The sequence below is a fragment of the Sorangium sp. So ce375 genome, from assembly GCF_051473855.1.
GTDB lineage: Bacteria > Myxococcota_A > Polyangia > Polyangiales > Polyangiaceae > Sorangium.
The window spans coordinates 10,879,073-10,898,604 of record NZ_CP150335.1 but is presented as its reverse complement, the minus strand read 5'-3'; the positions used below and the strand labels follow the sequence as shown (position 1 = coordinate 10,898,604).

Below are 19,532 nucleotides of genomic sequence, written 5' to 3'. Positions count from 1 at the left end.
GGGAAGTAGCATCCGTTCGGAGGGCATCATGAATCTCTGCTGCACGATGTCAAGTGACTTCCTTTTTGGAAGTGGATAGGTTACGCTGGTGTGTGGGACGAGACATGAAGCACGCGTGCCAGCACCTCTGCGAGAAGTTTCAGACAGCGATGGACGTGCTCGCGAAGCCCTGGAACGGACTCATCATTGCGACGCTCGAGGAGGGCGCGCTGCGCTTCGGCGAGATCGGCGAGCGGATCGACGCGATCAGCGATCGGATGCTCTCCAGCCGGCTGAAGGAGCTCGAGGCGCTCGGCCTCGTGGTGCGGCGCGTCCTGCCGGGGCCCCCCGTGCGCGTGGAGTACGAGCTGACCGACGCCGGGCGGGGATTCGGCGAGGTGTCGCAGGCGATCTCGCGGTGGGGAGAGCGGCTCGCCGTGCATGGGGCGCGCGGCGGGGCGAAGCGCGCGGCACCGGCGGCACGGGCGGCACGGCAAGAACCGGCGGCGAAGCGTGCGCGGCCGTCATCCACGTAGGAATCGCGTAACGGATGTCACGAAGGAGTCCGCCCGCTCCTGAGCAGCGTTCAGGCAATGCCTGACGCCGAGCGCTCGTGTGGCGAGGGTGCGAGATGAGCGCCTCTGTCGATCTCGAGGTAACGCTTGCCGGTCAGGTGGAATGGTGATGTAATTCCAGGGCTTCGCACGATCGGCGGCTGTTAACGCGAAGCGTCAATTCGAAGGTGTCCTCTGGGGGCGCGGTGGATCGTCGTATGGGACTGCAGCACCAGCGCCGACCGGGGGGGATGAGGCTCGCGCACCAGTTCTGGTTGTCTCTCGTCCTCCCCATCGCGATGGCCATCCTGCTGTATGGCATCTTCGCGTCGGCGCACCGCAAGCAAGTTCTGCGGGAGGAGGCCACGGCGGAGCTCCGCAATTACGCCACCCTGCTCCAGGCGTTCGTCGAGAGCGCGCTGCAGCGCAGGGACCTCGGGCTCGTCCGGCGGCGGGCAGAGGACTTCGCGAGCGCCGAGCGCATCCTTGGCATCGCCGCGTTCACCAGGGGAGGTGAGGCGGTCTTCATCACGAAGGGAGTCGAGCGCGAAGCGGAGCGCCTCGAGCAGCTCGCACGCCAGGCGTTCCTCGAAGGAGGCGACATCGAGCAAGCCGACAGCCTGGTCGGGCAGCCCGTGCTGGTCCGCACGGTCTCCATCCACCCGAGCAGCGCCAATCAGCCCCTGGTCGCCGTCCTGGTGCGCGATCGCCACTACATCGAGGTGCTGGAGGACACGTTGAATCACGGCCTCGCGGTGACTGGCGTCGTGCTGCTGCTCGTCAGCGCGGTCGTCGCCGGGCTCGTCGGGCGCTTCACGGTCGCGCTCCCTGCGCGGGCCATCCTCGCCGGGGCCGAGCGCGTCGCGAGCGGCGATCTGGACGCGGCCGTGCCCGAGCGGGGCGCGGAGGAGCTCTCTCGTCTGGCGAGCGCCTTCAACACGATGACCAGCTCTCTGCGCGAGGCGCGGGAGCGCGCCGTGCGGGAGGAGGCGGCGCGGGTGAACGGAGAGCGCAGGCTGCAGCAGGCGCAGGCGCTCGCCGCCGCGGGGCAGGTGGCGACCTCGCTCGGCCATGAGATCGGCTCACCGCTGAACGTGATCCAGGGCCGCGCGCGCCGCGCGGCCGACCTGCCCGGCTGTCCGGAGCACCTGCGCGCCGAGCTCGAGACCATCGCGCGGCAGTCCGAGCGGATCACGCGCGTCGTCGCTCGCCTCGTCTCCCTCGCCCGGCCGCCGAGACCGCAGCGAGCGGACAGCGATCTCAGGCGCGTCATCGACGATGTGGTCGCCTTCCTGGGTCCGGAGTGCAGGAAGCGTGGCATCGAGGCGAGCGTCGTGTGCCCGCGCGAGGGCGGCGCGGGGACGCGCGTCGCCCTCGACTCCGATCGTCTGTTTCAGGTCGTGTTCAATCTGTGCTTGAACGCCGTCGAGGCCCAGCAGAGCGGCGGCGAGCTCGTGGTGCGCGTCCTGCCCGACTGCGAGGGTCCCGGCGGCTCTCTCGCCGTGTGCTTCGAGGTCGACGACGCGGGGCCCGGGGTCCCTGCCGAGGATCTGCACCAGATCTTCGAGCCGTTCTTCACGACGAAGGCGACCGGCGGCGGGAGCGGCCTCGGGCTCGCGATCGTGCGCGGGATCGTCCAGGAAGCCGGCGGTTCGGTGGAGGTCGCCTCCTCGTCGACAGGCGGGGCGCGCTTTAGGATCACCCTGCCCGCGATCGTGTCCGACTCGCCGGCGAGCGTGGACGCGCGCTCGGACGAGAGCAGACGAGAGCAGATAGGAAGGACAGAAGGATGAGTTTGAGCTCACCGAGCGTGTTGGTTGTGGAAGACGACGATGATCTCGGCCGGTTCGTCGTTGACATCGCTACGGACCACGGCTACCAAGCGACGCACGTCGCAGACGCGATATCGGGACTCGGTCTGCTCCCGTCGGGGGGATTCGACCTGCTGATCACCGACATCCGCATGCCGGGGATGGACGGCATCGAGCTGATCGCGCGGGCGAAGGAGCAGGACCCGTCGCTCGCGATCATCGCGATCACCGCGTTCGGCTCTGTCGAGACCGGGATGCGCGCTCTCCGCGTCGGCGCCTCCGACTACCTCTCCAAACCTTTCCGTTCGGATGAGCTAAGCTCGCGCATGCGGCGCGCGCTCGAGCGCCGCGCGCGCGACATCGAGCATGCCCGTCTCCAGCGCCAGGTCGCAGAGGTCTTGCGCCGCGGCAAGTCGTGAAACGGCAGCACTGCAGGGCCCCGTGACGTCGAGCTCCCCCGGCGTCGGCGAGGCCTGAACACCTGAAGCGGGATCAAGCTCCCTAGGCGCGCTATCGTCGTCAGGAAGGTAGTCATGCAATCGAACAACATCGCTGCGACCTCGAAGGACAAGCACGGGAGCGGCGTCAGCAAGAAGAAGCCGCCGCCCCGCAAGCGCGGCGCCAACGGGAGCCACCTGGATGTGCGGGAGATGCAGCTCCAGGCCGTCCTCGAGGTGCTCAAGGCGGTGAAGGCCGGCAACTTCTCCGCGCGCGTCGGGATCGGCGAGGTGCCGGGGACGATCGGCCAGATCGCCGACGAGGTGAACGACGTCGTCCAGCAGCTGCAGACCGTCGGCTCGGAGATCACGCGCGTGGCGCGCGAGGTAGGCACCGAGGGCAAGCTGGGCGCGCAGGCCGAGGTGCAGGGCGTCAGCGGGACGTGGAAGGACCTCACGGACAACGTGAATGTCCTCGCGGGCAACCTGACGAACCAGGTGCGCAACATCGCGGTCGTGACGACGGCGGTGGCGAACGGCGACCTGTCGAAGCAGATCACGGTCGAGGCGAAGGGGGAGATCCTCGAGCTGAAGAACACCATCAACAAGATGGTGGAGCAGCTGCGCGCGTTCGCGTCGGAGGTGACGCGCGTGGCGCGCGAGGTAGGCACGGAGGGCAAGCTGGGCGCGCAGGCGGAGGTGCGCGGCGTCAGCGGGACGTGGAAGGACCTCACGGACAACGTGAATGTCCTCGCGGGCAACCTGACGAACCAGGTGCGCAACATCGCGGTCGTGACGACGGCGGTGGCGAACGGCGACCTGTCGAAGCAGATCACGGTCGAGGCGAAGGGGGAGATCCTCGAGCTGAAGAACACCATCAACAAGATGGTGGAGCAGCTGCGCGCGTTCGCGTCGGAGGTGACGCGCGTGGCGCGCGAGGTAGGCACGGAGGGCAAGCTGGGCGCGCAGGCGGAGGTGCGCGGCGTCAGCGGGACGTGGAAGGACCTCACGGACAACGTGAATGTCCTCGCGGGCAACCTGACGAACCAGGTGCGCAACATCGCGGTCGTGACGACGGCGGTGGCGAACGGCGACCTGTCGAAGCAGATCACGGTCGAGGCGAAGGGGGAGATCCTCGAGCTGAAGAACACCATCAACAAGATGGTGGAGCAGCTCCGGACGTTCGCCGCGGAGGTGACGCGCGTGGCGCGCGAGGTCGGCACGGACGGCAAGCTGGGCGGCCAGGCGCAGGTGCCGGGCGTCGCGGGCACGTGGAAGGACCTCACCGACAACGTGAACCAGCTCGCGGGCAACCTGACGAACCAGGTGCGCAACATCGCCCTCGTCACGACGGCCGTCGCCAAGGGCGATCTCTCTCAGAAGATCACCGCCGAGGCGAAGGGGGAGATCCTCGAGCTGAAGGACACCATCAACAAGATGGTGGAGCAGCTGCGCGCGTTCGCGTCGGAGGTGACGCGCGTGGCGCGCGAGGTAGGCACGGAGGGCAAGCTGGGCGCGCAGGCGGAGGTGCGCGGCGTCAGCGGGACGTGGAAGGACCTCACGGACAACGTGAATGTCCTCGCGGGCAACCTGACGAACCAGGTGCGCAACATCGCCCTCGTCACGAAGGCGGTCGCGAGCGGCGACCTGTCCCAGAAGATCGCGGTCGAGGCGAAGGGGGAGATCCTCGAGCTGAAGGACACCATCAACAAGATGGTCGATCAGCTGCGCGCGTTCGCCGCGGAGGTGACGCGCGTGGCGCGCGAGGTCGGCACGGACGGCAAGCTGGGCGGCCAGGCGCAGGTGCCGGGCGTCGCGGGCACGTGGAAGGACCTCACCGACAACGTGAACCAGCTCGCGGGCAACCTGACGAACCAGGTGCGCAACATCGCCCTCGTCACGAAGGCGGTCGCGAGCGGCGACCTGTCCCAGAAGATCACGGTCGAGGCGAAGGGGGAGATCCTCGAGCTGAAGGACACCATCAACAAGATGGTCGATCAGCTGCGCGCGTTCGCCGCGGAGGTGACGCGCGTCGCGCGCGAGGTAGGCACCGAGGGCAAGCTCGGCGGCCAGGCGCAGGTGCCCGGGGTCTCCGGCACCTGGAAGGACCTGACGGAGAACGTCAATGTCATGGCCTCGAACCTCACCTCGCAGGTGCGCGGCATCGCCAAGGTCGTGACCGCGGTCGCGAACGGCGATCTCCGCCAGAAGCTCGCCCTGGAGGCCAAGGGCGAGATCGCGTCGCTGGCGGACACCATCAACGACATGACCTACACGCTCCGCGTCTTCGCCGAGCAGGTGACCACGGTCGCGCGCGAGGTCGGTATCGAGGGCAAGCTGGGCGGCCAGGCCAAGGTGCCCGGCGCGGCCGGCACGTGGAGGGACCTCACCGACAACGTGAACCAGCTCGCCGGCAACCTCACCACGCAGGTGCGCGCCATCGCCGAGGTCGCGACCGCCGTGACGAAGGGCGATCTCACGCGGGCCATCTCGGTCGAGGCGCAGGGAGAGGTCCTCCAGCTGAAGGACAACATCAACCAGATGATCTCGAACCTGCGGGACACGACGCGCGCCAACCAGGAGCAGGACTGGCTGAAGACGAACCTGGCGCGCTTCTCCGGGATGATGGCCGGGCAGCGGACGATCGAGGCGCTCTCTCGCCTCATCATGTCCGAGGTGACGCCGCTCGTGTCGGCGCAGCACGGGGCCTTCTATGTGCTCGAGTCGGAGGAGAAGTACCCGGCGCTCAAGCTCACGTCGAGCTATGCGTTCCAGAAGCGCAAGGGCATCTCCAACCGGTTCGCGCTGGGCGAGGGGCTCGTCGGGCAGTGCGGCCTGGAGAAGAAGAGCATCGTCGTCACGGATCTCCCGGACGACTACATCCGGGTGAGCTCGGGCCTCGGCGACGCGCCGCCGCGCAACATCTGCGTCCTGCCGGTCCTCTTCGAGGGGGGCCTCAAGGCGGTCATCGAGCTGGCGAGCTTCCAGAACTTCACGCCCATCCACCTCACGTTCCTCGAGCAGCTCACGCAGTCGATCGGCGTCGTGTTCAACATGATCGGCGCCAGCATGAGGACGGAGGAGCTGCTCCAGGAGCTCCAGAGGTCCAACACCGAGCTCGGCTCGCGGTCGCAGGAGCTGGAGGAGAAGGCGTCCGAGCTCGAGATCAAGAACCGCGAGATCGCGCGCGCCAGCGCCTCCCTGGAGGAGAAGGCGCGGGAGCTCTCGCGCACCTCGAAGTACAAGTCCGAGTTCCTCGCGAACATGTCGCACGAGCTGCGGACGCCGCTGAACAGCCTGCTCATCCTCGCCCGGATCCTCGCGGACAACGAGGAGCACACGCTCACGTCGAAGCAGGTCGAGTACGCGAAGACGATCGCCGCGGCGGGGCAGGACCTGCTCCAGCTCATCAACGAGATCCTCGACCTCTCGAAGATCGAGGCCGGCAAGATCGACGTGAAGACCCAGCGGGTGGCGCTCTCCGAGCTCGCGGAGTACGTCGAGCGGAGCTTCCGGCAGATCGCCGAGCAGAAGGAGCTCGAGTTCTGGGTCCGGGTCGCGACCGGCGTCCCCGCGTCGATCATGACGGATCTGCAGCGGCTCCAGCAGATCCTGAAGAACCTGCTGTCCAACGCGTTCAAGTTCACGTCGTCCGGACGGATCTCGCTCGAGATCGAGGTGGCCAGCAAGGCGCTCACGTTCAAGCGGGAGACGCTCATCAAGGCGAAGACCGTCCTGGCGTTCGCCGTGACCGACACGGGCATCGGCATCCCGGCGGAGAAGCAGACGCTCATCTTCGACGCGTTCCAGCAGGCCGACGCGTCGACAAGCCGCACCTACGGCGGCACGGGCCTCGGGCTGACGATCAGCCGGGAGCTGGCGAGCTTGCTCGGCGGGGAGATCGCCCTCAACAGCACGCCCGGCCTCGGCAGCAAGTTCACGCTGTACCTGCCGGCGGAGCGCACGGAGCCGAAGGCGACGAGGCCGGTGCGCGCCGAGCTGCCCGAGCCGGTCGCGCCGCTCCTCACGAACGGCGCCTCCTCGGTCGCGCTCGCCGGGCGGAGCGTGCTCGTCATCGACGATGACGCGCGCAACGTCTTCGCCATCACGAGCCTGCTCGAGCGGCGCGGGGCGCACGTGGTCCTGGCCGAGAACGCGAGGCACGGCATCGAGATCTTGCAGGAGGCCGATTCGCCCATCGATATCGTCCTCATGGACATCATGATGCCGGAGCTCGACGGCTACGAGGCGACGCGGGAGATCCGGAGCGATCCCCGCTTCAACGAGCTGCCGATCATCGCGGTGACGGCCAAGGCGATGCCGGAAGATCGACAGAAGTGCCTGGACGCCGGCCTGAACGATTTCGTGGCGAAGCCGGTGGACGAGGGGCGGCTGATGTCGGTCATCCTGCACTGGGTGCGGCCGGATTGAGCCGCGGAGCCGTACGGTGTCCAACGCGCCCGCGACGACCAGCATTCTCCTTGTGGACGATCAGCCGGAGAACCTGACGGCGCTCAGGGCTATTTTGGCCGACGAGAGCTACCGCCTCGTGACCGCCGCGAGCGGGAAGGACGCGCTCCTCAGGATCCTGTCCGAGGATTTCGCGGTCATCCTGCTCGACGTGCGGCTGCCCGACATCGACGGCTTCGAGGTCGCCTCGCTCGTGAAGCAGCGGGAGCGGTCGCGCCACACGCCGATCATCTTCCTGACGGCGGCGACGGACGATCTCGCGGCCATCTACAGGGCGTACGCCGTGGGCGGCGTCGACTACCTGCTGAAGCCGCTCGAGCCGGAGGTCGTCCAGGCGAAGGTCGCGGTGTTCGTCGAGCTCCACCGGCGCGGCGAGCAGATCAAGGAGCAGGCGGAGCTCCTGGGCCAGGCCGAGCAGCGGCGGCGCGACGCCGAGGTCGAGGACCTCCGGCGCGCCGCGCAGGCGAGGTACCAGAACCTGGCCGACGCCATCCCTCACTGCGTCTTCACGGCGAAGCTCGACGGAGGCATCGACTACGTGAGCTCACGCTGGCTGGAGTACACGGGGCTCGCGTTCGAGGCGCTGCGCGGCTGGGGCTGGCAGGCCGCGGTGCACCCGAACGATCTGAACCAGTTCGTCAGCAAGTGGCGGCGCTGTCTGGAGTCGGGTGAGCCCTTTCAGGGCGAGTGTCGGCTCAGGTCGATTCACGGGGTCTACCGGTGGCACCTGTGCCGGGCGGTCCCGGAGCGGGACGTCTGGAAGCGGGTTGTCGCCTGGCTCGGCAGCTTCACGGACATCGATGACAGCAAGCGCCACGAGCAGGAGCGCCTGCACCTCCTGACGCGCGAGCGGGCGGCCCGCGCGGAGGCCGAGGCCGCGGTGCGTCGCTCGGAGATCCTCGCGGAGGCGTCGAGCTCGTTCGCGGCGTCGCTCGACGAGGGCAGCGTCGCGGCGGCCCTCGCGCGCATCGCCGCGGAGCGCATCTGCACCTGGTGCGTGCTCGACCTGCGGGAGGAGGGCGGCGCGCGCAGGCTCGCGGCCTCGCACAGGGCCCGCGACGCGGCGCGGTTCGCCGGGCGGTTCGCCCCGCGGGAGCTCACCCTGACGGCGGACGGCGTCGGCGCGGTGCTCACGACCGGGCGCCCCGACCTGCGCGTCGAGTGCTCTCCGCGCGACGTCGCCGGGGCGCTCGACGTCGACGATCCCGGCATGATCCAGGAGCTCGGCGCCAGCAGCTACCTCTGCGTACCGCTCGTCACGCGCGGCGAGGTGCTCGGCGCGCTCAGCATGGTGTGGGTCGAGCCGGGCGAGCGCTTCGAGCCGCCCGATTTCGCGGTCGCCCTCGACGTCGCGCAGCGCGCGGCGCTCTGCCTCGAGAACGCCCGGCTGCTGCGGATGACGCGAGAAGCCGTGCAGATCCGCGAGGATTTCGTGGCGGTCGCCTCGCACGAGCTGAGGACGCCGCTCAGCGCGCTCGTGCTCCAGGTCCAGGGCCTCACCCGCGCCCTGAACCGCGCGGATGGCGGGCTGCCGGCGGAGCAGGTCCTGGCGAAGCTCTCCCAGGCCGGCGGCCAGATCGACCGGCTCACGCGGCTCATCGACACGCTGCTCGACGTGGCGCGCATCAACAGCGGCCACCTCGAGCTCAGCCTCGACGACGTCGATCTGTGCGACGTGGCGCGCGAGGTGGCGGGCCGCCTCGAATCCGAGCTGGAGCGCGCCGGCTGTTCGCTCGACCTGGACATGCCGGTGGCCGCGGTCGGCCGGTGGGACCGCCTGCGCATCGATCAGGTGATCACCAACCTGCTCATGAACGCCATCAAGTACGGGCGTGGCAAGCCGATCCAGGTGCGCATCTCGGTCGATGGGCGCTCCGCGGTGCTCCAGGTGGCAGATCAGGGTATCGGGATCGCCGAGGAGTACATCGCCCGCATCTTCGGGCGCTTCGAGCGAGCGGCGCCGACCAGCTCCTACGGAGGTCTCGGCGTCGGCCTGTTCATCGTGGACCAGATCCTGAGGGCTCATGGCGGCACCATCCAGGTGGAGAGCGCCCCGGGCATGGGGGCGAGGTTCCAGGTGGCGTTGCCGCTCCCGCCCCGAGCGGCTGGTCCGTCCGGACCCCTGGGCGAGCGCCCTGGATCGTCGTTGACCGGTCCTGCGGACTGAGAGGCGCTCTCCTGAGCTCACCTGGCGTCCGTGGCGCAGGGACGCCGTCGTGCTGCGCCACCGTTGCAACCGGTGGTTTCAACCGTGAAAGGCGCCTCACGGTCCCCACGGGAAAAGCGGCGACGCCGGCATCCGGCCATCGTTGGCCTGCATCGTGCAACAAGCCCGTGACAGAGCGCCCGGTGCAACACCCGGGGCCAGTCCCTCGCTGATCACCACGGAGACACGGAGGCACGGAGCGAACCCAGACCCGTGCCTTCGTGCCTCCGTGGTGCCTGCGTGCATCCGCCGTGAGAGGCGGAAGGCGAGTGGATCTCCCGGGTGGACAAGTTCACGTCCGGACGGGCGCTCAGGGCTCGTGATCTCCGCACTGCGACGCTGCGTAAAAGATCAAAACGGTTTATAGGTGGTGAGCCCTCCGCCGAACGACGTGATCAGTCCGCCCCACATATCGGTAGTTCAAGTGAAACTTTCTATCAGCCTAGTTGGTCCTTCGATCAGCGCCGTGAGCAGCGCGGGTCCTCTCCTGGTCGAGACACCCTCTCTCGAAGAGGTGGTTCGCGCGGCCGGGTCCCGTCGGCGGGTCTCTGCGAGCGCTGCCCGGGGCGCGACGTCGCGAAAGCGCGCCGCCGCCCGGCGGACGGACGAGCGCTCGGCGAAGGCGATCCGTCGCCCGCGGTGACGGGGGCGGCGCGGCGCGGGACGCGGGAGGCGCGCTCTCGCTGACGTCGCTGGCTGCTGCGCCCCCGCCTGCTCTCCTCGGATCAGCGGCGCGAGGGACCACGGAGGCACAGACGACGCAGAGGACGAAAAAGAACCTCTGTGTCCTCTGTGCCTCTGTGGTCTTGAGATAGAGCGTGGCGCACCTTCGTGCGCCGCGCGCTCATCCGCGGGGTGAAGCTCGCTGCGGCGTACTTTCGGACGCCTCGCTCTGCGCCCGTATCACACGAACCTGATCTCCGCCATGGGCGAGGCGGACGCTGGGCGCTCAGCGCGCCTCGGCGTCGAGCAGCGGGCCGAGGTCCTGACCTCGCATGAGCCGCTCTACCACCTTCACGAGGAGCTTCGGGGTGCAGCCGAAGCAGGGGGTCCCGAGGGCGGCGAGCTTCTGCGCCATCTCGTGGTCGTAGGAGGGTTTGCCCGTGTCCGACAGCGCGAGCAGGCAGATGGACTTCACCTTGCTGTCGGCGAGCTGGCGCATGCGGGCGACGAGCTCCTCGGCGTTGCCGCCCTCGTACAGGTCGGTGATCAGGATGAGCAGCGTCTTTTCGGGGCGCTCGATGAAGTTCGCCTGGGCGTAGGCCACGGCGCGGTTGATGTCGGTGCCGCCGCCGAGCTGCGCCGTGAACAGCACGTCGACCGGATCGACGAGCATCGGAGTCACGTCGACGACCTCGGTATCGAAGAAGAGGAGTCGGGTGCGGAGGACGTCGAGGGACGCGAAGATCGCGGCCATGATGGAGCTGTAGACGACGCTCTCGCCCATGGATCCCGACTGGTCGACGAGGATGGCGACGTCCCACTCGTGTCGTCGCGTCTGGTTCGCCCAGAAATAGAGCTTGTCGGGGACGATGCGGCGCCGCTCCGCGTCCCATCCTTTGAGGTTCTTGCGGATGGTGCGCTTCCAGTCGAGGTTCCTGAGGACGCGCAGCGGGCTCGTCGTGTTCCGCCGCAGGGCGCCGAGGACGGCGGTGCGGATCTCGGACTCCAGCGCGCGCCGCACCTCCTCGACGACCTCGCGCACGATCTGCCGGGCGGCCTCCCGGGCGGCGTCGGGGATGAGGCCCTTCGCGCTCATGAGGGTGGCGACGAGCTCGACGTTCTTCTCGAGGAAGGGCAGCGTCTCGGGCTCGAAGAGGAGCTGCGTCAGCCCTCGCTTCTCGATGGCGTCCTTCTGGACGAGCGCGACGATGTCGTGGCTGAAGAACTCGCGCACCGCGGAGAGCCACTCGGGGACGTACGGTCGCGAGCCGCCGAGGTTGCCGGCGCGCTCGTCGTAGATGAACGAGAGGGCCTTGTCGAGGTCGCCGAGCCGCCGTGGGTCGACGTGGAGGGCCGACGCCGCGCCGCCGAGCCCGCCGAGGGAGAGGCGCGGATCGACCCGCTCGGCCTCCGGCCCGAGCGCGAGCCGCCAGCGCAGGAGGGCGTCGCGGTCGCCGTCGGCGAGGTCGTCCGTCGCGCCGGCGGGGGAGGGGGGCGGAGGGGCTTTTCTGGGGCTGCGGGCGCTCATCGTTGTGGGGTGTCGGATGGATGGCGGGCTCTCCAGAGAGCCTGTTTGACGGACGCCCGATCCGCCGTCCAGCGGCGTGAGCAGCGAGCGGCCGCACGCGCCGCGCAGCGTCAGAATAGGGGGGGTAGCCGCCGGGCACAAGCAGGACGGCGGAGCATGGCGGCGCTGCCGCTCCGCCGCAGCGGCGGCGCTACGCCTTCGGAGCCCCGACGGTGAAATCCCAGACGAACTTCCCCTTTCCTTGCTTCTCATCGGGCGGGGTAAGGACGAGCCCGTCGATCGACTTCACGACGCAGCTCGACACCTCGTCCGACGCGGTGGTGCCGGCGGGGTCGACGGCGACGTCCGTGATGCGGCCGCTGTCCTCGAGCACCGTGAAATTGACGGTGACCTTGCCCTGCGCGCGGGGGTTCCGGGCGAGCTCTGCGTCATAACACGCCTTGATCTCGTCGCTCCTCGTCTCGAGCAGCGCGGCCGTATCGTTGCGGTACATCTCGGCGTTCCGCACGGCGAAGGAGCAGCCCGCGGACGCGCTCGCCAAAACCATCATGGTAAGACCCGACAACCACTGCTTCATGCTCGCCTCCTTGCGGGGAGCTCCGTTCACGATCCGATTACGCACCAGCATTCACTTCCCGGCGTTCGCGGTCTTCGCCGCGGTGTCCTGCTCGACGATGTTGAACTCGACGCGGCGGTTCTTCTCGCGTCCCTCCGCCGAGTCGTTGTCCGCGATGGGCTTCGATTTGCCGAAGCCCTTGGCGGTGAGCATGCCGGCGGGGATGCCGTGGTCGACGAGGTACTTCATCACGGCCTTCGCGCGGCGATCCGAGAGCTTCAGGTTGTGGTCGTCCGACCCCTCCGCGCTCGCGTGACCCTCGATCGCGATCTTCTTGATGTGCGTGTGCTTCTTGATCGTCGCGACGACCTCGTCCAGCAAGCTGTGGGACTCCGACCGGATCGTCGCCTGGTCGTACTCGAACTGGATCTTCTCGTTGATGACGATCTTGTCGTCCGTCACGACCACGCGCTCCGGCGGGGGCGGCGGGGGCGGGGGCGGCGGCGCGGGCGGCTGGCCCACGACGGTGAGCGCCCTCCCCCCTTCGAACGTGGTGACGCCGCCGCAGGCGATCGGGCCCAGGCCCATCACCGTGAGCAAGGCGCCGGCGACCCAGGGCCCGAGGCCCGAGGCCCGCCGTGAGCTGCGCCATGCGACGAGCCAGCGGCGGGGGCTCGGGCGGCTCGTCACATCTCGTTTATCGTGGATATCGTTCATGATCGCGTCTCCATGGCCCGCTGTCACGGGCCCAGACCACCGGGGCGCTCTGCGTCGCCCCTCGATGAGTTCGCGGAAATTGCCGGGTCGGAGCGCGTCGCGCGCAGGAACTCCGCGAGCGACGTGAGCGCGTGGAGATCACCGGGCGCGAGGGCGCTCGCCGCCTCGTGGAGCCGCTGGCGAGCCGAGTCGGCGGCGCGAGAGCTCCTCGGATCAGCGCTTGCGCTGGGCCACGCATGCTCGAACGAAGCTGGTATCAGACCGCGGGCGTGAAACCACTCGAGGATCGTGGCACGGATTTGCGCGTGCCGGAAGACGCGCCAGCGCCGGAGCTGCTCTGGCCTGTCGGAGAGCACGGCCTTGAACCGCCGAAACGAGCCCCGCCCCTGGAGGCACTGCAGGAGCAGCAGCTGGAGCTCGAGGTCGTCGACCGTCGGGATGAACGCCTGCAGCCACCGGTACTGCTCCGGCGCGCCGATCGCCTCGACGCGCATGCAGCCCGGATCCGCCTCGATGCGCGCGCTCGTGTCCGGGTCGGCGAGCCCATCGACCAGCCGGATCACGGCGCCTGTCTCGAGGTGAAGGAAATAGCGGATGTGCTGAGCGCTGTTGTCGAAGGCGTTCGCGAGAGCGTTCCAGTCGACGAGGATCCTCCGGTTCGCAGCAGCGGATTCCGGCGTGGTGGTGCACATTGCGCGCCCGGCCCGTACGCAGCTCCCATGCCAGCCGCGCAGGAGGCGCGCGCCTGCGCGGCGCGCCTTCGAGCCTGTTTTTCGTCAGCAGCTGCGGGTGTCGCGTTGTGCAACAGGTCGACGAGGAGCGGAGTCGCGCGCCTCGTCGCCCCTCGGGAGGCCGCGGCGCGCGCTCGACCCGGGGGCGGCAGCGCGGGGCGCGGCTGGGCGATGCGGCGGGGCCGCCGGGCGGATCACGGCTTCGGGTCGCTCGAGCGTCCTCCGCGCATGCCGTACCGCTCGAGCTTGCGATAGAGGGTCGCCCGGTCGAAGCCCAGGATCTGCGCGGCCTGGCTCTTGTTCCCGCCGACCACCTCCAGGACGCGCAGGATGTAGCGCCGCTCGACCTCCTCCATGGGGACGAGCTCGGTCGGGTCGTCGCTCGAGACGAGGACGTGCGAGCGCCGGTAGGTCCGGATCTTCTCGGGCAGGTCGTCGACGGTGAGGTGATCGTACCGCGCCAGCGCGACCGCCCGCTCGATGCAGTTCTGGAGCTCGCGCACGTTGCCCGGCCACGCATAGGCCATGAGCTTCTCCGCCGCGGGCGCCGAGAGGCCCTTGATGGGCCTCGCCTTGACGGTCGCGAAGTGCTCCAGGAAATGCTGCGCGAGCAGCAGCACGTCGGCGCCGCGGGAGCGGAGCGGCGGCAGGTCGACGTGGACCACGTTGATCCGGTAGTAGAGATCCTCGCGGAAACGGCGCTCTTCGATCGCGGTCTCGAGGTCGCGGTTCGTCGCGGCGATGAGCCGGACATCCACCGGGATCTCCTCGTCGGCGCCGACGGGCCGGACGACGCGCTCCTGGAGGGCGCGCAGGAGCTTCGGCTGTAGCCCGATCGGCAGCTCGCCGATCTCGTCGAGGAACAACGTCCCGCCGTGGGCCCGGGCGAACAGCCCGCTCCTGGCCCCTTTGGCGTCGGTGAACGCGCCCCGCGCGTGGCCGAAGAGCTCGCTCTCGAGGAGGGCGTCCGGGACCGCCGCGCAGTTGACCGCCACGAACGCGCCCTCGCTCCGCCGGCTGCGCTGGTGCACCGCGCGGGCGACGAGCTCTTTGCCGGTCCCGCTCTCTCCCGTGATGAGGATCGACGTGTCCGAGTCGGCGATGCGATCGAGCAGATCGAACACGCTCCTCATCACAGGGCTGCCGCTGAGGATCTGCTCGTACCCGTGGGCGTCGGCCACGGCGCGCCGCAGGCGGCGCACCTCCTCGCGGAGGGCGCGGTGGCGCAGGGCGCGCTCCACGGTGAGGCGGAGCGCGTCGAGCTCGAACGGCTTCGTCACGAAGTCGTACGCGCCGGCGCGGATGGCGGACGTGGCGGTGTCGAGGCTCCCGAACGCGGTGATGACGATGACCGGCAGATCGGGCCTGTTCTGGACGATCCGCTCGCAGAGATCGAGGCCGCTCATGCCGCGCATGGTCATGTCGGTGACCACGACGTCGAAATCCTCCACGCCGAGGAGCTCGAACGCCTCGGCGGCCGACGTCCGCCATGCCGTCCGGAACCCGCGCTTCTTGAGCCCCGCGTCGAGGAGCTCGCAGACGCCGCGCTCGTCATCGACGATCAGGACACGCCCTGTCATGAGTTCCCCCGCGGCAGGACCATCGTGAAGCGACTCCCCGAGCCCACCCGGCTGTCGACGTGGATCCAGCCGCCGTGCTCCTTGATGATGCCGTAGGCGACCGACAGGCCGAGCCCGGTCCCTTCGCCCACCGGCTTGGTTGTGAAGAACGGCTCGAAGATGTGCTCCAGGACGTCTGCCGGCATGCCCTGCCCCTCATCACGAACGGACAGCGCGACATACGGCCCCTCGGCCCCTCCCTGATCGGCGGGGGGACTCGCGCGCTCTTCCCGCACGCCGACGGTCAGGGTGCCGCCGGACGGCATGGCCTGGATGGCATTGACCACCACGTTGGTGAGCGCCTGCTGGAGCTGGTCGGCGTCCGCGTGGACGACCAGCTCCGGCGTATCTCCCTCCTGGACCATCGCGACGCCCTGCTTCTCGGCCAGCGGCCTCAGCATCATGAACGTGCTGTGGATGACGCTCCTCAGCGGCGTTTCCTGCTTCTCCGCGCTACGGCGCCGGGCGAAATCGAGCAGCTGGCGGATGATCTGGGTCATCCGCTGCGACTGCTCGAGGATGATCTGCCCGTTGGCCGGCACCTCATCCCCCGTGACGTCCCGGTCCACGAGCATGCGCGCGCGCCCCGCGACGATCTGGAGCGGCGCTCCCAGCTCGTGTGCGATCCCGGACGCGAGCTTGCCGACGGTGGCGAGCCGCTCGGCGTGGCGGAGCTGCTGGAGCGCGGCGAGCCGCGCGGCCGCCTCGGACTCGAGCTCCCCGTTCGCGGCGGCGAGGCGATCGCACATTGCATCCATCTCCCGTCCGAGCTCGCCGATCTCGTCCTCCTGGCGCAGCGACAGGCGCCGGGAGAGATCGCCGGCGCCGATCCGCCGGGCCTGATCGATCAACGTGCGCATGGGACGTCCCACAAGCCCGACTCCGAGGGACGTCGCGAGCAACCCGCATACCAGCGTCAGAGCGGCCGTCGTGACCGCCGTGTTCAGGATCATGCCGTGGGTGGTCCGGCGGGCTCCCGCCAGCGACTCGGAGAGCTCGAGCGCGCCGACGCGGTCGCCGGGCACCGGCACCGGCACGCACGTGACGAGCACGTCCGCGTCTTCCCGAGGGAGCCTGTGCACGACCGACTGCCCTCGTGAGAGGGGCACGAGCAGCTCCGGCGCGAGCTGGGGCCGATGGGCGCCGTCCGCCTGCTCGTCGAGCCAGACCCACCGGAGGTCCACCTGCCTCTCGCGCTCGTTGGCGTCCTCGACAAGGCGCAGCGCCCGTGCGGGCCCTTCCGTGCGCCACACCCCCGTGATGGCGGCGGCCAGCGCGCGGCCCATCGCGTGATGGTCCCGCTGGACATCGTTCTCGAACGTCTTGGCCTCTCTGCGGATCTGCACGTAAGCGCTCAGCGCCAGCACAAGGAAAACCCCGAACACCAGGGCGAGCGTCAGCTTGCGCGCCAGCTTCATGCCCGACGTCGTAGCGCAGGTGGAGCACGGCGAGCCATCGCCGCTCGACGCCGCCGCAAAGTACGACATGCCGCATTTTGCGGCACAGGCGATGGCCCGCGCGCGGGCCGTGCGGGCCGTGCGGGCCGTGCGGGCCGTGCGGGCCGTGCGGGCCGTGCGGGCCGTGCGGGCCGTCAAAGAGCGCTCTCCTGCGGAGCCCGGTGGGCAGCTTCGATGGGACCTGTTACCGCGGCCCGGCGGGTGATTTCTCTGGGCAGCAGAACAGGTGATCTGGCACCAGCATGGCGCAGCCGTCTTTCCAGGGGTCGTCAGGCGCGTAGTCCGTCCGGTTCTCCGCAGGATAGAAGTACGCTCTGGGCTTCGCTGGATCTGCACAGGCGCTGTCGCGCTCCGGCGCTGCCTCGCGGCCCTTCGGCGCGCCGGTGACCCTGGAGCAGGCGGCGAGCGCGGCGCCCGCCACGAGGAGCGCGAGGAGCGCGGCGACGGGCCTGTGCATCCACGGCGACGAGCGACCGGGCTGCCGCCGCGGACATGGCTGTTGTCGAGAGCTGCCCGTCGTCGGGCCCTCCGGGGGCATGGACATCAACGGGTGCATCGGGCCTGCGCGGGGTCTGATTTCAAGTACATGCAGGCTGTCGGAGCGCAGCCGAGGCCCGCACAGGCCGCTTCGAAGCTAGGGTAGCAGCAGCCGGCGGCGAAGACCTCGCTGTCGGCGCAGTCGAAGAAGCTCTGAGCAGGTCGGGCCGGAGCCGCGCATCGTGTCGGCTTGGTGGGCGGCGTGAGGTCCGCGCTGGGCGCGTGACCGGAAGCAGGGCTCTGGTCGGGATCGGACGTCGGCGCGCCGGCGGTCGCGGGCTCGGGCTCCGGCGCCGGCCCCGGCTCGGGGGCCGCCGCCGGGCCGGGCCCCAGCTCTGCCATCGAGCCAGGCCCTCGGCCGGGCGGAGCGTCCGGGGTCGCGGCCGAGGTCGTCGGGCTCGGCGTGCTCGTGCAGTGAACGAGGAACAGAAGAAGCGAGAGCGACCGTCCGAGAGCGAGCGCGTGGACCGCTGCGATCTTCCGCTTCATCAAGGGAGCATCGCACGATGGCCTGCGCGAAACCAGGGAAGCCCGCGTCGTGCGCGCGCTCGTTCAGCCGCCAGGGCGGCCCCCCGCGCCGGCGACGTCGGTCAAGGCATAGTGCCTCATCTCCTGGATGCACGCGTAGAAGGGCTTCACCTTGGCGAAGAATGACGGGAACGACGCCTCCTTGCGAAACCCCTGGAGGTGGCCGTCCAGCGAGTCCCAGCGGATGCGGACGACGAAGCTCGCCGGCTCCTCGATGCACCGGGAGATCTCGTAGTCGAGGCAATGCTCCGAGCCGCACAGCTCTGTCGCCGCGGCGCGATAAGCGGACAGGAACGCCTGCTCCTGCTCTGCGGGGATCGTGTAGCGAATGTACTCGATGATCATGGCAGCTTCCTGGGTTGGGGGGCCTGGGGGCGCCGTGCGGCAGCACGAGCCATCCGGAGACCAGAGATACGCGTTGGCGGATCGATCGTCGAATCGACAATCGGTGAACCGATCCATCGACGATGCCTATGGGTCGGCGTGTTATCCATCGACCATGCGCTTGCAGTCGGTGGACACCCATCTTGTCGTGGCCTTGCACGCTCTGCTCCAGGAGCGGAGCGTCACGCGCGCCGCGCGCCGCGTCGGCGTGACGCAGCCCTCGATGAGCCACGCGCTTTCACGGCTGCGCGCCCATTTCGGGGACCCGTTGCTCGTCCAGGTGGGCAAGCAGATGACGTTGAGCGAGCGAGCGCGGGACCTTTTGCCGAGAACAGCCGAGGCCGTCGAGCGGCTCGAGCAGGTCTTCAGCCAGGTCGAGCGGTTCGACCCGAGGCGCTCGACCCGCACGTTCCGCCTCGTCGCGACCGACAACCTGGAGCTGCTCGTGCTCCCGCCGTTGACAAGGCTCCTCGCCGCCGAGGCGCCGCACGTCAACCTGCGGTGCCGCAACATCCCGCCCGATTTCGCCGAGCTCCTGCGCCGCGGCGAGCTCGACGCCAAGCTGGGGCGCGGCGGGCCGGTGCCCGACGGATGCCGGTCCACGCGGCTCGCGGCCGAGCAGCTCGTCTGCGTGATGCGACGGGGCCACCCGGCCTCCCAAAAGGCGCTCACGGCGGCGCGCTACGCTGCCTGCGAGCACCTGATGATCTCGCCGCACGGAGAGGACCACAACGTCATCGATCAGGAGCTGGCAGCGCGAGGGCTGCGTCGGCGCGTGACCCTGACCGTGTCGCATTTCCTTGTCGCTCCGTTCATCCTCTCCGGCTCCGACCTGCTGCTCACCGTGTCCGCGCGGGTCGCCGAGGCGCTGGCCCGGAAGCTCGAGCTCGTGGTGCGGCCGTGTCCGCTCAAGGCGAGGGGCTACACGCTGACGCTCGTCTGGCCGGAACGCTGCGAGGGCGACGAGGGCCACAGCTGGCTTCGCGCCGCCATCGAGCGCGCCGTCGCGTGCGAGCCGGTCGCGGGCCTGGGCAAAGGCGGTTGAGGACCTGCTCGTGAGGCGCGGCGGGAGCTCCTCCGTCAGCGCTGGTCCAGGCCGGATCGTGATGGGGCCGGCCTGCCACGCAGCGTGGGCCCGCGGCGACACCGGCCTCCGGCGCGGTGTGGGTTTTCCGGGCGGCGCTCCGCGGCATGTGCCGTGCTCCTCGGGCCGGCATGCCGCGCTCCCGACTCGCCACGTCGATCGCTTTGCTTGCGCTCATCGCCGGCTGTGCAGCCCGCCCGCAATCGGCCCTTCCCGTTTCCCTCGAGGTCCCGCCCGCTCCTGCCCCGCGTTCGTTCGAGTCGAAGGGCGC

At 69.5% G+C, this 19,532-nt stretch carries 15 protein-coding genes; 7 read left to right on the top strand and 8 right to left on the bottom strand.

All coding sequences use genetic code 11. The features are described from left to right. The first annotated feature begins 104 nt into the window (after positions 1-104). From WME90_RS40745 to WME90_RS40725, 5 genes are all read left to right on the top strand, one after another. A complete protein-coding gene (locus WME90_RS40745; RefSeq protein WP_437277487.1) occupies positions 105-515 on the top strand; it encodes a winged helix-turn-helix transcriptional regulator in 411 nt (136 codons plus the stop codon). A gap of 236 nt (positions 516-751) precedes the next feature. Next, positions 752-2,326 carry an ATP-binding protein gene (locus WME90_RS40740; protein ID WP_437277486.1) on the top strand — a complete coding sequence of 525 codons (1,575 nt, stop codon included), beginning with the start codon at positions 752-754 and terminating at the stop codon, positions 2,324-2,326. After that, on the top strand, positions 2,323-2,763 hold the full coding sequence (locus tag WME90_RS40735) for a response regulator (RefSeq protein ID WP_437277485.1): 441 nt from the start codon (positions 2,323-2,325) through the stop codon (positions 2,761-2,763). Before WME90_RS40740 ends, WME90_RS40735 begins: the two co-directional genes overlap by 4 nt. Positions 2,764-2,877: 114 nt before the next feature. Next, entirely contained in the window at positions 2,878-7,212 is a 4,335-nt protein-coding gene (locus WME90_RS40730) for a HAMP domain-containing protein (protein ID WP_437277484.1), read from the top strand. Between the two features lie 16 nt (positions 7,213-7,228). After that, on the top strand, positions 7,229-9,418 hold the full coding sequence (locus tag WME90_RS40725; RefSeq protein ID WP_437277483.1) for an ATP-binding protein: 2,190 nt from the start codon (positions 7,229-7,231) through the stop codon (positions 9,416-9,418). Between the two features lie 988 nt (positions 9,419-10,406). Here WME90_RS40725 and WME90_RS40720 read toward each other — a convergent pair. The 6 genes from WME90_RS40720 to WME90_RS40695 all read right to left on the bottom strand — a co-directional run bounded on the left by WME90_RS40720 (position 10,407) and on the right by WME90_RS40695 (position 16,689). Then, positions 10,407-11,648 carry a VWA domain-containing protein gene (locus WME90_RS40720; protein ID WP_437277482.1) on the bottom strand — a complete coding sequence of 414 codons (1,242 nt, stop codon included), beginning with the start codon at positions 11,646-11,648 and terminating at the stop codon, positions 10,407-10,409. 190 nt (positions 11,649-11,838) lie between these two features. After that, positions 11,839-12,225, bottom strand: a complete 387-nt coding sequence (locus tag WME90_RS40715; protein WP_437277481.1) for an AgmX/PglI C-terminal domain-containing protein — start codon at positions 12,223-12,225, stop codon at positions 11,839-11,841. Between the two features lie 51 nt (positions 12,226-12,276). After that, positions 12,277-12,921 carry an OmpA family protein gene (locus tag WME90_RS40710; RefSeq protein WP_437277480.1) on the bottom strand — a complete coding sequence of 215 codons (645 nt, stop codon included), beginning with the start codon at positions 12,919-12,921 and terminating at the stop codon, positions 12,277-12,279. 23 nt (positions 12,922-12,944) lie between these two features. Next, a complete protein-coding gene (locus WME90_RS40705) occupies positions 12,945-13,613 on the bottom strand; it encodes a UPF0158 family protein (protein ID WP_437277479.1) in 669 nt (222 codons plus the stop codon). Positions 13,614-13,846: 233 nt separating this feature from the next. Further along, entirely contained in the window at positions 13,847-15,232 is a 1,386-nt protein-coding gene (locus WME90_RS40700; RefSeq protein ID WP_437277478.1) for a sigma-54-dependent transcriptional regulator, read from the bottom strand. After that, complete coding sequence (locus WME90_RS40695) at positions 15,229-16,689, bottom strand: sensor histidine kinase (RefSeq protein ID WP_437277477.1); 1,461 nt, start codon at positions 16,687-16,689, stop codon at positions 15,229-15,231. The genes WME90_RS40700 and WME90_RS40695 overlap by 4 nt, the downstream gene beginning before the upstream one ends. Here WME90_RS40695 and WME90_RS40690 point away from each other — a divergent pair. After that, positions 16,688-16,933 (top strand): hypothetical protein, encoded by a 246-nt coding sequence (locus WME90_RS40690; RefSeq protein ID WP_437277476.1) that lies wholly within the window; start codon positions 16,688-16,690, stop codon positions 16,931-16,933. The genes WME90_RS40695 and WME90_RS40690 overlap by 2 nt on opposite strands. Here WME90_RS40690 and WME90_RS40685 read toward each other — a convergent pair. After that, positions 16,913-17,185 (bottom strand): hypothetical protein, encoded by a 273-nt coding sequence (locus tag WME90_RS40685; RefSeq protein ID WP_437277475.1) that lies wholly within the window; start codon positions 17,183-17,185, stop codon positions 16,913-16,915. The two genes, WME90_RS40690 and WME90_RS40685, sit on opposite strands and share 21 nt — an antisense overlap. Before the next feature lie 632 nt (positions 17,186-17,817). After that, entirely contained in the window at positions 17,818-18,138 is a 321-nt protein-coding gene (locus WME90_RS40680; protein WP_437277474.1) for a putative quinol monooxygenase, read from the bottom strand. Between the two features lie 103 nt (positions 18,139-18,241). On the opposite strand from WME90_RS40680, the gene WME90_RS40675 reads away from it, so the two are divergent. Next, entirely contained in the window at positions 18,242-19,222 is a 981-nt protein-coding gene (locus WME90_RS40675; protein WP_437277473.1) for a LysR family transcriptional regulator, read from the top strand. Positions 19,223-19,532 lie beyond the last annotated feature (310 nt).

Excerpts from the sequence above, each read along its gene's own strand:
- WME90_RS40745 (WP_437277487.1), top strand. The coding sequence starts at position 105 with ATGAAGCACGCGTGCCAGCACCTCTGCGAGAAGTTTCAGACAGCGATG.
- WME90_RS40740 (WP_437277486.1), top strand. The coding sequence starts at position 752 with ATGGGACTGCAGCACCAGCGCCGACCGGGGGGGATGAGGCTCGCGCAC.
- WME90_RS40735 (WP_437277485.1), top strand. The coding sequence starts at position 2,323 with ATGAGTTTGAGCTCACCGAGCGTGTTGGTTGTGGAAGACGACGATGAT.
- WME90_RS40730 (WP_437277484.1), top strand. The coding sequence starts at position 2,878 with ATGCAATCGAACAACATCGCTGCGACCTCGAAGGACAAGCACGGGAGC.
- WME90_RS40720 (WP_437277482.1), bottom strand. The coding sequence starts at position 11,648 with ATGAGCGCCCGCAGCCCCAGAAAAGCCCCTCCGCCCCCCTCCCCCGCC.
- WME90_RS40715 (WP_437277481.1), bottom strand. The coding sequence starts at position 12,225 with ATGAAGCAGTGGTTGTCGGGTCTTACCATGATGGTTTTGGCGAGCGCG.
- WME90_RS40710 (WP_437277480.1), bottom strand. The coding sequence starts at position 12,921 with ATGAACGATATCCACGATAAACGAGATGTGACGAGCCGCCCGAGCCCC.
- WME90_RS40705 (WP_437277479.1), bottom strand. The coding sequence starts at position 13,613 with ATGTGCACCACCACGCCGGAATCCGCTGCTGCGAACCGGAGGATCCTC.
- WME90_RS40700 (WP_437277478.1), bottom strand. The coding sequence starts at position 15,232 with ATGACAGGGCGTGTCCTGATCGTCGATGACGAGCGCGGCGTCTGCGAG.
- WME90_RS40690 (WP_437277476.1), top strand. The coding sequence starts at position 16,688 with ATGCCCGACGTCGTAGCGCAGGTGGAGCACGGCGAGCCATCGCCGCTC.
- WME90_RS40695 (WP_437277477.1), bottom strand. The coding sequence starts at position 16,689 with ATGAAGCTGGCGCGCAAGCTGACGCTCGCCCTGGTGTTCGGGGTTTTC.
- WME90_RS40685 (WP_437277475.1), bottom strand. The coding sequence starts at position 17,185 with ATGCACAGGCCCGTCGCCGCGCTCCTCGCGCTCCTCGTGGCGGGCGCC.
- WME90_RS40680 (WP_437277474.1), bottom strand. The coding sequence starts at position 18,138 with ATGATCATCGAGTACATTCGCTACACGATCCCCGCAGAGCAGGAGCAG.